Here is a 13,141-nt window from a genome sequence, read left to right as displayed (position 1 = left end):
ACAGCGAATGAATCCGATGCATACTGTTCATGATTCCCGAATGGTCTGAACGGATGCCGGAGACCCGCCGATGCTCGACGTACGCCGCCTGCGCCTGCTGGTCGAGCTGAGCCAGCGGGGCACGCTCTCGGCGGTCGCCGAGGCCCTCTCGTACAGCCCGTCATCGGTCTCGCAGCAGCTCAGCCAGCTCGAGAAGGAGGTCGGCGTGCCGCTGCTCGTGCAGGTCGGGCGCCGCGTGCAGCTCACGCCGCAGGCGCAGGTGCTCGTGGGCCACGCGCAGGCCGTGCTCGAACGGCTCGAAGAGGCCGAGGCGGATGTCGCGCGGTCGCTCACCACCGTCGGCGGCACGGTGCGCATCGCGGTGTTCCAGTCCGCAGCGCACGCCGTCGTGCCGCAGGCGCTCACGCTGCTCGCCGCCGAGCACCCCGACCTGCGCGTCGAGGTCACCGAGCGCGAGCCCGAACTCGCGCTGTTCGACGTGGCCGCGCGCGACTTCGACCTCGTGATCGCCGAGCAGTACCCCGGATTCTCGCGGCCGCTGCATCCCGAGCTCGACCGCGTGCCGCTCGCGCGCGACGCGATCCGGCTCGCGCTGCCGCCCGCCACGGATGGCGGAGGAGTCGCCCAACCCGGTGGTCGAGGAGGCGCGCAGCGCCGTCTCGAGACCACGCCCGCCGAGCACGCGCTCACCGCGGCATCCGACCGCCCCTGGGTGCTCGAACCCGAGGGGACCGCCTCGCGCGAGTGGGCCGAGCAGCTGTGCCGCCAGGCGGGGTTCGAGCCCGACGTGCGGTTCGAGACCGCCGACCTCATGGCGCACATCCGGCTCATCCGCTCGGGCAACGCCGTGGGCCTCCTGCCCGACCTCGTCTGGGCGGGCGAGACGCCGAGCGTGCAGCTCGTCCTGCTGCCCGGCGGACCCGACCGCGAGGTGTTCTCGTCGACACGGCGGGCCGCCGCGCGCCGTCCCGCCGTGGTCGCCGCGCGCGACGCGCTGGCCCGGGCGGCCGCGCGCAGCGGCCCGCCCGACGCGGACGCGTCGCCGCGCCATCCGCCGGCCTGACCCTGTCGCCGTTCGCGCGGAGCGCTGGCACGACCACGTGCGCGGGGCTACGCTTCGGGCATGGACGGACTTCGGGGGGCCGCCGTCATCGCCGGCATCGCGGCCGCGCTCGTGCTCGCGGGGTGCGCGGGCGAGGAGGGCGAGGCGAGCGGCGGCGACATCGATCCGACCGGCACCTGGGGCGATTCGTCGGGGGCCAACACGCCGTACCTCACGCTCGAGGAGGGCGGCGGGCTCACCGGCAGCGACGGATGCAACCGGCTGCGGGGCACGTGGTCGGTCGACGAGGCCGACCAGATCGAGTTCGAGAACGTCGCGTCGACGAAGATGGCGTGCCAGGGCGTCGACACCTGGTTGAGCGGGCTCAGCGTGGCCGAGGTGTCGGACGACACCATGACGGTGCTCGGGGCCGACGGCGCCGAGATCGGGCAGCTCCAGCGCGAGGGCTGACGGCGGGCGTTCGCGGCCCGCGCCCGGGCGCCGATCGGCCCCGTGCCGATGGGCCCCGCGCCGGTCAGGCCGGCTCGTGCATCCACGGCGTGTAGCTGACGCCGACGAGCAGGCCCTCGGGACTCATGAGCCGCGACGTCGTCTGGCCCCACGGTTCCTCGTGCGCCTCGACGAGGATCTCGAGGCCCTTGGCGCGCAGCTCCTCGACCGCCGGGGCGACGGCCTCCGGCGAGGCGACGTCGAACTCGATCCAGGCCTGCGGCACCTGCCGATCGGCGGGCCACTCGGTCGTGCCGAACGTGGCCTCGGCGGCCTGGTCGAGCGGCCAGATCGCGAACGCCTTCGCGCCCTCGACCTTCTCGGTGTGGAAGTAGCGCGGCGCGTTCTCGTGGAACGGGATGCCGAGCGCCCCCGCCCAGAAGTCGTGCGACGCGGCGTCGACGGTGCCGATCGGGCCGAACCCGGCGATGAAGGCGATGTCCATGCGCCCATTCGACCGTGCCCCGCCGACACGCGCCACTCGCCACCCGCCCCAGGTCCCGAATCCCGGGTTGCGGCGGGTGCACCCGCACGAAGCCGGGACTCGGCCCGAAGGCGCGCACCCACCACCGCCGCCCCAGGTCTCGAATCCCGGGTTGACGCGGGTGCACCCGCACAAACCCGGGACTCGCGTCAGGGCGCCGCGCACCCACCACCCCCGCCCCGGGTCCCGAATACCGAGTTGCGGCGGGTGCACCCGCACGAACCCGGGACTCGCATCAGGGCTCGCGCACCCACCACCCCCGCCCCAGGTCCCGAATACCGGGTTGACGCGGGTGCACCCGCACGAACCCGGGACTCGGCCCGAAGGCGCGCACCCACCACCCCCGCCCCAGGTCACGAATACCGAGTTGCGGCGGGTGCACCCGCACAAACCCGGGACTCGCGTCAGGGCGCCGCGCCCCCGGCCGGCGCCGCCGCGGCGAAGCGGGCGGCCTGCGCCCGCAGGAACGCCAGCAGCTCGGGCGAGCCCTCGACGCGGCATCCGACCCCCTCGGGCACCCACAGCAGCGCCGCGGCGACCGCCTGCACCGACTCGCCCTCGATGGGCCACGCCGTCGCGGCGCCGTCGGCCGTCGCCACGGCATCGCGCGCCCACCAGCCGAGCCGCGCCTGGAACTCCTCGAGGGGCAGGTCGACGACGATGCGCGCCGTCATCCCCCGGTCGCGCCAGCGCACCGCGCGCTGCACGCGCTCGAGGGCGTCCTCGTCGGAGAGCGGCCGCGGCGCGAAGCGCACGCGCGTGGGGAACACGTCGGCGATCCGGTCGAGCCGGAACGTGCGCCAGTCGTCGCGGTCGCGATCCCACGCGAGCAGGTACCAGCGCCGGCCGAGCGGCACGAGCCGGTGCGGCTCGATCGATCGGGCGGATGGCGCGCCCGAGGCATCCGTGTACCGCATGCGCACGCGCTCGCCGTCGCGGCAGCACAGCGCGAGCTGGCCGAGCAGTTCACTGTCGACGGATGGCGCGGTGGCGCCGCCCGCGCCCGAGGCGGCGGATCCGCCCGCTCCGAACCATCCGCCCGGCACCGCAGGCGTCGCGACCGCCTGCAGGGCCTCGATGCGCCGCCGCAGCGCGGGCGGCAGCACCTGCTCGATCTTGGCGAGGGCGCTGAGCGTCGTGTGCTCGGCGCCGCGGAGCCCGGCGGCCGCCTGCGATCGCAGGCCGACCGCGATCGCGACGCCCTCGTCGTCGGTGAGCAGCAGGGGCGGCAGGCCGGTTCCGGCCTCGAGGCGGTATCCGCCGGCGACGCCGCGGGTCGACTCGATCGAGTAGCCGAGTTCGCGCAGCCGCTCGACGTCGCGCCGGAGCGTCCGTTCCGACACCGCGAGCCGGTCGACGAGCTCGCGCGCCGTCCAATGCCGATGGCTCTGGAGCAGCGAGAGCAGTTCGAGCGTGCGGGTGGTGGTCGCGGCCATGTGCCGATTCTCCTCCAATTGCGGACAGGAACTGTCCGCAAGCGGCGAGAGGCTCGGGTCATGACGAACCAGATGATCACCGCACGGGGCCTCACCAAGACGTTCCGCGCGAAAGGGCACCCCGTCGAGGCGGTCCGAGACGTCGACCTGTCCGTCGAGGCCGGCGAGCTCGTGGCGTTCCTCGGACCGAACGGCGCGGGCAAGTCGACGACGCTGCGCATGCTGACGACCCTGCTGCCGCCCACGTCCGGCGAGGCGCGCGTCGCCGGCTGCGACATCCGCCTCGACCCGGCCGGCGTGCGCCGCCGCATCGGCTATGTCGGCCAGGGCGACTCCGGTGGGCACACCCAGCGCGTGCGCGACGAGCTGCATGCCCAGGGCGCGTTCTACGGCATGGGGCGTCGCGAGACCCGCGCTCGAGCCGCCGAGCTGATCGAGTCGCTCGAGCTCGGGCAGGTCGCCGGCCGACAGGTGCAGTCGCTCTCGGGCGGCCAGAAGCGGCGCCTCGACATCGCGCTCGGGCTCCTCCACCGTCCGGAGCTGCTGTTCCTCGACGAGCCGTCCACGGGACTCGATCCGCACAGCCGCGCGAACCTGTGGGAGCACATCGTCGAGCTGCGGCGCACCACCGGCACGACGATCTTCCTCACCACGCACTACCTCGACGAGGCCGACGAGCTCGCCGAGCGCGTCATGGTCATGGACCACGGACGCGTCATCGCCGACGACACCGCGCCCGCGCTCAAGCAGCAGCTCGGCGGGGACCGGGTCGCGCTCGCGTTCCGGTCGGCGGCGGATGCCGCGGCCGCGGCGTCGCGCGTCGGCGGCGAGGCGAACGGGGCGGTCGTGACCGTCACGGCGCCCCACGGCGACCGGGCGCTCCCGTGCTGGATCCGCGAGCTCGCAGAGGCGGGGCTCGAGGTGATCGCCGCGACGCACCGGGCGCCGACCCTCGACGACGTGTTCCTCGCCCTCACCGGCCGGTCGCTGCGCGAGGAGGGCGCCGCGCCCGCCGGCGCCGCGCCCGACGCCGCCGGACCCGCCGCCGCCTGACACCGATCCGAAGACGAAGGAGCAGACCCTGATGAACACCCTCACCCGCCCCGCCGCCGACACCACCCCGGGCGCGCTCGCCCCGCACGACGCGCCATCCGCCCGCCCGACGGGCTTCGTGCACGACACCGCCGCGGTGTTCGTCCGCGAGACCCGCCCGCTCGTGCGCGACCCGTTCAGCGTGGTCTTCTCGCTCGTGCAGCCGCTCGTCTTCCTCGGCCTGTTCGGTCCGCTGCTGGTCGGCGCGGCCGGCGGCGACGCGTCGGGCACGCTGCAGTGGTTCGTCCCCGGCATCCTCGTGATGGTCGCGCTGTTCGGCACGGCGTCGACCGGCGCGAACCTGCTGTTCGAGATGCAGACCGGATCGCACGAGCGCACGCTCGTGGCCCCGCTCTCGCGCGGCGCGCTGCTCGTCGGCCGCACGCTGAAGGACGTCGTGCCGCTCGTGATCCAGGGCACCATCGTCGTGCTCGTCGCCGTGCCGTTCGGGTTCCGGCTCGACGTGCCGGGCCTCGTCGCGGGCCTGATCGTGCTCGCCGTGTTCGGCGTGGGCCTCGGCGCCCTGAGCTACACGCTCGCGCTCGCGTGCCGCAACCGGGACTGGATGTTCTGGATGGTGCACCAGACGCTGCTGTTCCCGCTCATGATCCTCTCGGGCATGTTGCTCCCGCTCGATGATGGGCCCGCGTGGATGCGGTTCGCCGCTGCAGTGAACCCCCTCAGCTACCTCGTCGACGCCGAGCGCGCGCTGCTCGCGGGCGACTTCGGCGCCCCGTCGATCGTCGGCGGCGTGATCGCCGCGGCGATCACGTGCGCGATCGGGCTGGGGTTCGGCGTGCGTGCGATGCGCCGCGCGCGCTGAACGCTCGCGACACCCGCGCAACGCAGGTGCTGGCCGGCGTGTCCTCCGCGACACGCCGGCCTCCCGCGCGGCGCGCCGCGCGCGCACCTGTGTTGCGCAGCCGACCCCGTCGCGCGAGCCGCGCCATCCGCTCGTCTACGCTCGATGGATGCCCACCGAAGCGCGCCCCGCCGTCGAACCCGCCGCAGCCGAACCGGCCACCGCACCCGACCACGACGTCGTCATCGTCGGCGGCGGTCACAACGGCCTCACCGCGGCCGCCTACCTCGCCCGCGCCGGCAGGCGCGTGCTGCTGCTCGAGCGCGACGACCACGTCGGCGGCGCGGCTGTGTCGGCCCAGGCCTTCGAGGGCGTCGACGCACGCCTCAGCCGGTACTCGTACCTCGTGAGCCTGCTGCCGCAGCGCATCATCGACGACCTCGGCCTCGACGTGCGGCTCGTGCGCCGGCGCTTCTCGTCGTACACGCCCGATCCGCGCGATCCGAGCCGCGGGCTGCTGGTCGACGTCGAAGCGGATGCCGCGTCCGCGCGCGACGCGTTCGCCCGGGTCGGCGCGGCCGACGACGCCACCGCGTGGACGGCCTTCTACGCCGACACCGCGCGCCTCGCCGAGGCGCTCTTCCCGACGCTGACCGAGCCGCTGCCGACGCGCGACGAGGCCCGGGCCCTGGTCGGCGACGACGGCATCTGGGCCGAGCTCATCGAGCGCCCCCTCGGCGAGGCCATCGACGCGCGCTTCACCGACGACCTCGTGCGCGGGGTCGTCGCGACCGACGGCCTGATCGGCACCTTCACCGACCTCGACGACGAGGCGCTCGACGCGAACCGCTGCTTCCTGTACCACGTGATCGGCGGCGGCACGGGCGACTGGGACGTGCCCGTCGGCGGCATGGGCGCCGTCACGGGCGAGCTCGCGCGCGCGGCCCGCGAGGCCGGCGCGAGCCTGCGGACCGAGGCCGAGGTCGTCGCGATCGACCCCGAGACCGGCGAGGTCCGCTGGCGCGAGGCCGGCGACGAGCGGATGGCGCGGGCGCACGTCGTGCTCGCGAACGTCGCGCCGGTCGTGCTCGAGCGCCTGCTCGCGCCGTCCGCGTCGGGGCTCGAGGCCGCGGGCATCGCCACGAGCGCGGACGCCGACCCCCACGCCGCCGCGGCGGCCGGCCCCGACGCGTCGGTGGCGCCGCGCGACGAACCGCCCTTCCCGGCCGCCTCCGACGAGGTCCCCGTCGACGAGTACGCCCGCCGGCGCCTCGCGCGCCTCGGCATCCCCGAGGGCGCCCAGGTCAAGGTGAACCTGCTGCTCGACCGCCTCCCGCGGCTGCTCGACGAGTCGGTCGCGCCCGAGCAGGCGTTCGCGGGCACCTTCCACATCAACGAGCTCGGCACGCAGCTCGCGGCCGCGTTCCGGCAGGCCGCGAGCGGCGAGCTGCCCGACCCGCTCCCGTGCGAGATCTACTGCCACACGCTGAGCGACCGGTCGATCCTCGGCCCCGAGCTGGCCGACTCCGACGCGCAGACCCTCACGGTGTTCGGCCTGCACGTGCCCGACCGGCTCGTCGACCGCTACGGCAACGACGAGCTGCGCGACCTGCTGCGCGACGCGGTGCTCGCCTCGCTCGACTCCGTGCTCGCCGAGCCGATCGCCGACGTGATCGCGACCGACGGCGCCGGGAACCCGTGCGTCGAGGTCAAGACGACCCGCGACCTCGAGGAGGCGCTCGGCATGCCGGGCGGCAACATCTTCCACGGGCCGCTCTCCTGGCCCTGGGCCGAGCCCGAGGACTCGCTCGCGACGCCCGCCGAGCGGTGGGGCGTCGCCACCGCGTACCCGCGTGTGCTGCTCTGCGGCTCCGGCGCGGTCCGCGGCGGAGCGGTCAGCGGCATCGGCGGCCACAACGCCGCGATGGCCGTGCTCGAGGGCGAGCTGCCGTGAACGCGGCGGATGGCGCGGACGCGCGCCGCGCCATCCGCTCGCCCTCGCCTAGAAGACGAACATCTGCCCCAGGATGAGGATGGCGATCACGAACAGCGCCACCACGCCGCCGACGATCGCGAGCGCGCGGCTCGACAGCTTCGCGACGCCGTAGCCGACGAGCACCGGCAGCGCGAGCAGCAGCAGCGTCACGACCCACCAGAACGCCTGGTAGCCGCCCGTCGTGGCCTCGGACAGGCGCCCGGCGAACAGCTGCTGCGTGCGCGGATTGGTCGCGAACGCGAACGCCGCGCTGAGCGGCACCGCGATCAGCGCGAGCACGATGATGCCCGAGAACCACCCCCACATCGTCTGGTGACCGGAGGGCAGTCGCAGCGACTCCTCCTCGGTCGACGTGCGGCCGCCGGACTGGCGTGCGACCCTCGGCTTCGAACCCGAACTCCCCATGCGCGTCACTCTAGCCGTGCGATCGGACCGAGGTTAGCCTGAGGTCAGGACGACACGCAGGGGGGCGACGATGACCATCACTCGGGCGACCGGCCACTACGTTCGCAAGGACGACGGGCTCTACCTCCAGTTCGACCGGCTGTTCCATGCGCCGATCGAGGACGTCTGGTACTCGCTGACGAACCCGGCCGCGATGCAATCGTGGCTCGGCACCTACACCGGCATCCCCTCCACTGGCGGCGTGCGGTTCCGGATGTCGCGCGACGACGCCGAGTGGCAGAACGCGTCGGTCCTGGTGTGGGATCCGCCCCATCGCGTGCGCGCCGACATCGGCGAGGACGACTCGGCCGTGCGCGTGTTCTGCCACCTGCGCGAGGCGGGCGGCATGACGACCCTCACGCTCGGTCACCGGCTGTCGTCGGGTGCCGAGGCGGCCGTGATCGGGCCGCGCTGCGACTACTACCTCGACCGGCTCGCGGCCGTGCGCGCAGGCCGCGCGCTGCCCGAGCGGGCCGACTACGACCCCGGCCTCGTCGAGACCTACCGGCGGCTGCACGTGCCCGCGCCCGCCGCGCCGGCCACGGAAGTCGGCCGCTGACGAGCCCGACCCACCGGACGGGTGGCGGGCTCGGCGCCACGGGCGTTCCCTAGGATGGCGCCGTGAAGGCCATCGAGCGGCGCGCCCGCGAACAGCACCAGGATCGAGCGTCGGGCGCGGTGCGCGGCGACCTGATGGCCCGCCGGCCGTTCGTGTGGGCGTTCGTCGCCACCGCCGGCGTGCTCGTCGCGCTGGGCATCGCCGCGGCACTGCTCAGCCTGTCGGGCGTCGCGTTCTCGGTGTTCGCGGCGATCTTCATCACGCTCGGGCTCGACCCGCTGGTGCGCTGGTTCCAGCGCCGCGGGATGAAGCGCGGCTACGCCATCCTCACGGTCATCATCCTGTTCGTGCTCGTGATCGCGGGCATGCTCTGGCTCGTGCTGCCGCTCGTCATCGAGCAGTCGGCCGCGTTCATCAGGTCCCTGCCCCAGCTCTACGCCAACCTGCAGGACCAGGCGTGGTTCCAGGAGGCGTCCTCCGGATCCGGCGGCGTCCTCGGCACGATCTACTCGTGGTTCATCGGCATCGTCACCGACCCGAACACGTGGGCGACGCTCGGCGGCGGCGCACTGAACATCGGCATCGCGATCCTCGGCGGCATCTCGACGGGCTTCTTCGTGTTCGTGCTGACGATCTACTTCACCGCGACGCTCGACGCCTCGAAGGCCGCGGTGTACACGCTCATCGCGGCATCCCACCGCGCCCGGTTCGTCGACTACGCCGAGCGCATCATGCAGAACGTCGGTCGCTACCTCAGCGGCATGGTCGTGCTCGCGTTCTTCAACGCGGTGTACAGCCTCATCCTGCTGACACTCGTGGGCCAGCCGTTCGCGCTCGTGATCTCGGTGGCCGCGTTCTTCATCACGCTGATCCCGCTCATCGGCACGGTGCTCACGACGGCCGTGATGACGGCGCTCACGCTGTTCGTCTCGCCGACGGCCGCGCTCGTCGTGCTGATCGCGATGCTCGTCTACATGCAGGTCGAGGCGTACATCCTCACGCCGCGGGTCATGAGCAAGGCCGTGCAGGTGCCCGGCTCGATCGTGCTCATCGCGGCGCTCGCGGGCGGCACGCTGGCCGGGCTGCCCGGTGCACTCGTCGCCATCCCGGTCGCGGCGGGCATCCTGCTCATCCTCAAGGAGGTCGTCGTGCCGTGGAAGGCGCGCACCTAGGGTCGGGTCCTCGGGCGACGCCGGGCGTCAGACCGCCTCGAGCGCGGGGACCTCGGACGGTTCGAGGTCGATGACCAGCCCGCGCGCGGTGTTCGCCTCACGCGCGAGCTGCTGGAGGAGCTGGGGGTCGAGCGGTTCCGCGTCGGCGGTCTCGAAGACGAAGCGCAGGGGCACGGATGCCTCGAGCCAGATGGTCGTGCGGCCCGCGCCGGCGTCGTTCGGGCGATTCCACGAGAGGGTGAAGCTCTCGTTGCGGCGGAGCTTGGAGATCATGACGACCTTGACGTGCGCGAGGAGCTGGTCGGGCAGGTCGATCTGTTCGGTGCCGCCATAGTGCAGGGTACCCATGGCCGTTCCTTCCATCGGTCGGCCCGGCGAGACGTCCGGTTGGGGGACTCGGGGGGACGAGGTGAACGATCAGTCTAGCATTTCTCTCGCCAATTTAGATAAACTGGCGAGAAATCAGCCGAACGAGAGACCTGCTAGGGTGGCTCCGACCCGGTTCGAAGGAGGCGAGGAGCCCATGGATTCGGGAAGCTCCGATCGCTCGTCCCTCGCCGCGGCACTGCAGCGGTACATCGACGCACGCGCCGCCGCCCTGCTCGAGGCGCGTCGCGTGCTGCGGATCAACGAGCTCGATGCGCGGGCGCTCCTCTTCATCGCCGCGAACCCGGGAACCCGGCCCGGAACCCTCTCGAACTTCCTCGGCATCACCTCCGCCGGCGTCACGACGCTCATCGACCGGCTCGTCGAGCGCGGAGCCGTGCGCCGCGACGTCGATCCGGCCGACCGACGCGTGAACCGCATCACGGTCACTATCGAGCTCACCGAAGCGCCCTGGTCGGCGCTCACCCGGTTCGACGACGCGTTCACGCTCGCGGAGGGCGCGGGCGACCAGGAGGCGATCCGTCGGTTCGCGACGCTGCTCGACGGCTTCACCGAGGCCGCGGCCGGGCGGCGCGCGTAGCCCGGCCGGCGCCGCTCACGCCGAGTCGACGGCCACGTAGGCGAGCGACTTCGCCTCGAGGAACGCGCACAGCGCCGACGCCACGGCGAGCTCGCCCGCCACGTTGAGCAGTGCGGGCGCGTCCAGCACCATGGCCGACTCCCGAGGCTCCATGGTGGCCACCCAGCGGATGGCGTCCCGCACCTCGGGTTGGATCGTGATCACGGTGCTCGCGTCGGTCAGTCGCACGAGCACCAGACCCGTGTCCGCTCCCCCGGCCCCGTCCTGCTGGATCACCTTGAACTCGCCGTTGAACCGGTAGCCCAGCCCCGCGAACTCCTCGAGCCAGGCACCGATCGTTTCGAGACTGCGGAACGGCATGTCGACCCCCTCGCCTGCAGGTGCCCTCGCACCGTCCAGTATTCCGCGAGCGCGCGCTCCGCCCAAGCATCCGCGATCGAGACATCGACCCGGCGACCGTCAGGCCCAGACGGATGGCGCGGCCGCGCGCGTCGCGGGCAGCGCGACATCCGCACCCCACCGCTCGATCCACTCCGGCACACGGTCCTCGACGGGCGGTGCGCCGAACGCCTCGATGAGCTCGGGCACGGGCACCGTACCGCCGGCCTTGCGGAGGAACCGCGCGCGGATGAAGCCCTGCGCGTAGATCTCGGGCTGCCCGTCGGCGCCGGGACGCACGAACCGCTGCTCGAGGTAGACGGCCTTGTCGTCGTATCCGACGAGCCGCGACTCGATCGTGAACCGCTGCCAGAGCTCGAGCGACTTGCGGAACGTGATCGTCTCGCTCACCACGACGGGGTACCACTCCTTCGCCCGCATGATGCCGAAGACGCCATTGCGCACGAGCATGTCGAACCGCGCGACATCCATGATCGAGAAGTACACGCCGTTGTTCATGTGGCGGTTGACGTCGAGGTCGGTCGGCAGCGTGATGAATCGGGTGCGCGCGACCTCGTAGTGCTCGAGCGACGGCCGGCGCCGCGACAGGAACAGCACGTGGAACAGGGTGCGGAACAGCATGTGCATGGTCCACGACACTATGCCCGGATCGTCGTGGAAGTCTCCACATTGGTGGACGGGCACAGCGCAGGGCCGGATGGTGCGCCGCGCCGTTGTGCGCAGGCGCGAACCCGTGCCGGCTCAGGCCGCCGGCTCGCCCGACGCGTTGCCCTTCGGCGGCACGTGCCGCTCGTCGGGGCCGTTGTAGACCGAGAGCGGACGGATCAGGGCGTTCGACGCCAGCTGCTCCATCACGTGCGCCGTCCACCCGGTCACGCGGCTCGCGACGAACAGCGGCGTGAACGTCTCGGTGTCGAAGCCCATGAGGTGGTACACCGGGCCGGCCGGGTAGTCGAGGTTGGGCTTGATCCCCTTGCGCTCCGCCATGCCCTCCTCGAGCGCGACGTAGAGCTCAAGCAGGTCGGGGCGATGGTAGTGCTCGACCATGCGCTCGAGCGCGTCGCGCATCGTCGGCACGCGCGAGTCGCCGTTCTTGTACACCCGGTGCCCGAAGCCCATGATCTTGCGCTTCTCGGCGAGCGCGGCATCCAGCCAGGCGGTGGCGCGGGCGGCCGAACCCTCCCCGGTGCCGATCTCGTCGAAGGCGTGCATCACGGCCTCGTTGGCGCCGCCGTGCAGGGGACCCTTGAGCGCGCCGATCGCGCCCGTGACGGCCGAGTACAGGTCGGAGAGGGTGCTCGCGATGACCCGCGCCGTGAACGTCGACGCGTTGAAGGAGTGCTCGGCGTACAGGATCATCGACGTGTCGAACGCGTTGACGACCTCGAGTTCGGGCGCCTCGCCGAACGTCTGCCACAGGAAGTTCGCGGAGTAGCCGAGGTCGAGCCGCGGCTCGACGAACTCGAGCTCGTGCCGGCGGCGCTGGTCGTACGAGACGATCGAGGGCAGCTTGGCGAACAGCCGGATCGACTTCTCGAGGTTCGACTCGCGCGAGTCGTCGGGCGTCGCGGGGTCGCTCGCGCCGATCACGCTCACGGCAGTGCGCACCACGTCCATGGGGTGCGCGGTCAGCGGCAGCTCGTCGACGATGCGCTTGACCTCGTGGTCGAGGCCGCGATGGCGGCGCTCGAGCTCCTCGAACTCGGCCAGCTGCGCGTCATCCGGGAGCTCGCCGTGCCAGAGCAGGTAGGCGACCTCCTCGAAGGTCACGGATGCCGCGAGCTCCTGCACCGGGTAGCCGCGATAGAGCAGCGAGTTCGTCTCGGGGTTCACCTTCGAGATCGCGGTGTAGTCGACGGGCACGCCCGCCAGGCCCTTGAAGATCTGCGGTTGGAAGGCCGCATCCGGAACCGTGGTGCCCTGCGGCGTCTGGTCGCTCATCGTGCTCCTCGTGGGATTCGGCGCCCGCCCCCGCGCGAACGCACCCCCAGCCTAGAGCGAGCCGCCGCCGTCCGCGCGCGGCTGTGGACGGCGTCTGTGCCCGGTGACGACACTCGTTGCGGGTCCGGTGCCGACCGCACCCGCAACGACTGTCCAGACGGGATGCATGACGCGGGTGGGCCGTCCTCCACAAGGACGCGTCGGCCGAGAGCGTCCGTGGGACGGGCGACCTGAGGCGTCGGGGCGACACGCGAGCGCGAGCATCGTCCGATGACACGACGCGCTGAACTCCCGCCC

The 13,141-nt window shown here is 72.6% G+C and carries 15 protein-coding genes; 8 read left to right on the top strand and 7 right to left on the bottom strand.

Annotated elements, in window-relative coordinates; genetic code table 11:
- Nucleotides 1-70: 70 nt before the first annotated feature.
- Nucleotides 71-1,063 (top strand): LysR family transcriptional regulator, encoded by a 993-nt coding sequence (locus tag JOD46_RS02820; RefSeq protein ID WP_204391510.1) that lies wholly within the window; start codon nucleotides 71-73, stop codon nucleotides 1,061-1,063.
- A gap of 60 nt (nucleotides 1,064-1,123) precedes the next feature.
- Entirely contained in the window at nucleotides 1,124-1,513 is a 390-nt protein-coding gene (locus JOD46_RS02815) for an META domain-containing protein (RefSeq protein WP_204391508.1), read from the top strand.
- A 64-nt stretch (nucleotides 1,514-1,577) separates the two neighbouring features.
- Here the strand turns inward: JOD46_RS02815 and JOD46_RS02810 are convergent, their stop codons facing one another.
- A complete protein-coding gene (locus JOD46_RS02810) occupies nucleotides 1,578-1,997 on the bottom strand; it encodes a VOC family protein (protein WP_204391506.1) in 420 nt (139 codons plus the stop codon).
- A gap of 443 nt (nucleotides 1,998-2,440) precedes the next feature.
- A complete protein-coding gene (locus JOD46_RS02805) occupies nucleotides 2,441-3,472 on the bottom strand; it encodes a helix-turn-helix transcriptional regulator (RefSeq protein ID WP_204391504.1) in 1,032 nt (343 codons plus the stop codon).
- A 60-nt stretch (nucleotides 3,473-3,532) separates the two neighbouring features.
- Here JOD46_RS02805 and JOD46_RS02800 point away from each other — a divergent pair, with 60 nt between their 5' ends.
- The 3 genes from JOD46_RS02800 (at nucleotide 3,533) to JOD46_RS02790 (ending at nucleotide 7,320) form a co-directional block, all read left to right on the top strand.
- Nucleotides 3,533-4,525, top strand: coding sequence for an ATP-binding cassette domain-containing protein (locus tag JOD46_RS02800; protein WP_204391502.1), 993 nt, complete (start codon nucleotides 3,533-3,535; stop codon nucleotides 4,523-4,525).
- A gap of 31 nt (nucleotides 4,526-4,556) precedes the next feature.
- Nucleotides 4,557-5,387, top strand: a complete 831-nt coding sequence (locus JOD46_RS02795; RefSeq protein ID WP_204391501.1) for an ABC transporter permease — start codon at nucleotides 4,557-4,559, stop codon at nucleotides 5,385-5,387.
- A gap of 148 nt (nucleotides 5,388-5,535) precedes the next feature.
- Nucleotides 5,536-7,320, top strand: a complete 1,785-nt coding sequence (locus JOD46_RS02790) for a phytoene desaturase family protein (RefSeq protein ID WP_204391500.1) — start codon at nucleotides 5,536-5,538, stop codon at nucleotides 7,318-7,320.
- 48 nt (nucleotides 7,321-7,368) lie between these two features.
- Here JOD46_RS02790 and JOD46_RS02785 read toward each other — a convergent pair whose 3' ends face one another.
- A complete protein-coding gene (locus tag JOD46_RS02785) occupies nucleotides 7,369-7,767 on the bottom strand; it encodes a hypothetical protein (RefSeq protein ID WP_239562565.1) in 399 nt (132 codons plus the stop codon).
- A 70-nt stretch (nucleotides 7,768-7,837) separates the two neighbouring features.
- Here JOD46_RS02785 and JOD46_RS02780 point away from each other — a divergent pair, with 70 nt between their 5' ends.
- On the top strand, nucleotides 7,838-8,365 hold the full coding sequence (locus JOD46_RS02780) for an SRPBCC domain-containing protein (protein WP_204391499.1): 528 nt from the start codon (nucleotides 7,838-7,840) through the stop codon (nucleotides 8,363-8,365).
- A 62-nt stretch (nucleotides 8,366-8,427) separates the two neighbouring features.
- Nucleotides 8,428-9,537 carry an AI-2E family transporter gene (locus JOD46_RS02775; protein ID WP_307834880.1) on the top strand — a complete coding sequence of 370 codons (1,110 nt, stop codon included), beginning with the start codon at nucleotides 8,428-8,430 and terminating at the stop codon, nucleotides 9,535-9,537.
- A 27-nt stretch (nucleotides 9,538-9,564) separates the two neighbouring features.
- On the opposite strand, the gene JOD46_RS02770 is transcribed toward JOD46_RS02775, so the two are convergent.
- Entirely contained in the window at nucleotides 9,565-9,885 is a 321-nt protein-coding gene (locus JOD46_RS02770; protein ID WP_204391498.1) for a DUF7882 family protein, read from the bottom strand.
- Nucleotides 9,886-10,060: 175 nt separating this feature from the next.
- On the opposite strand from JOD46_RS02770, the gene JOD46_RS02765 reads away from it, so the two are divergent.
- Nucleotides 10,061-10,504, top strand: a complete 444-nt coding sequence (locus tag JOD46_RS02765; protein WP_204391497.1) for a MarR family winged helix-turn-helix transcriptional regulator — start codon at nucleotides 10,061-10,063, stop codon at nucleotides 10,502-10,504.
- A 15-nt stretch (nucleotides 10,505-10,519) separates the two neighbouring features.
- On the opposite strand, the gene JOD46_RS02760 is transcribed toward JOD46_RS02765, so the two are convergent.
- From JOD46_RS02760 to JOD46_RS02750, 3 genes are all read right to left on the bottom strand, one after another.
- Nucleotides 10,520-10,864 (bottom strand): hypothetical protein, encoded by a 345-nt coding sequence (locus JOD46_RS02760; RefSeq protein WP_204391495.1) that lies wholly within the window; start codon nucleotides 10,862-10,864, stop codon nucleotides 10,520-10,522.
- 99 nt (nucleotides 10,865-10,963) lie between these two features.
- A complete protein-coding gene (locus tag JOD46_RS02755; protein WP_204391493.1) occupies nucleotides 10,964-11,530 on the bottom strand; it encodes an acyl-CoA thioesterase in 567 nt (188 codons plus the stop codon).
- A gap of 114 nt (nucleotides 11,531-11,644) precedes the next feature.
- Entirely contained in the window at nucleotides 11,645-12,844 is a 1,200-nt protein-coding gene (locus tag JOD46_RS02750) for a bifunctional 2-methylcitrate synthase/citrate synthase (protein WP_204391491.1), read from the bottom strand.
- Nucleotides 12,845-13,141 lie beyond the last annotated feature (297 nt).

Source organism: Agromyces aurantiacus (assembly GCF_016907355.1).
In the GTDB taxonomy this organism is placed as follows: domain Bacteria; phylum Actinomycetota; class Actinomycetes; order Actinomycetales; family Microbacteriaceae; genus Agromyces; species Agromyces aurantiacus.
This window is presented reverse-complemented; position numbering and strand designations above follow the sequence as displayed.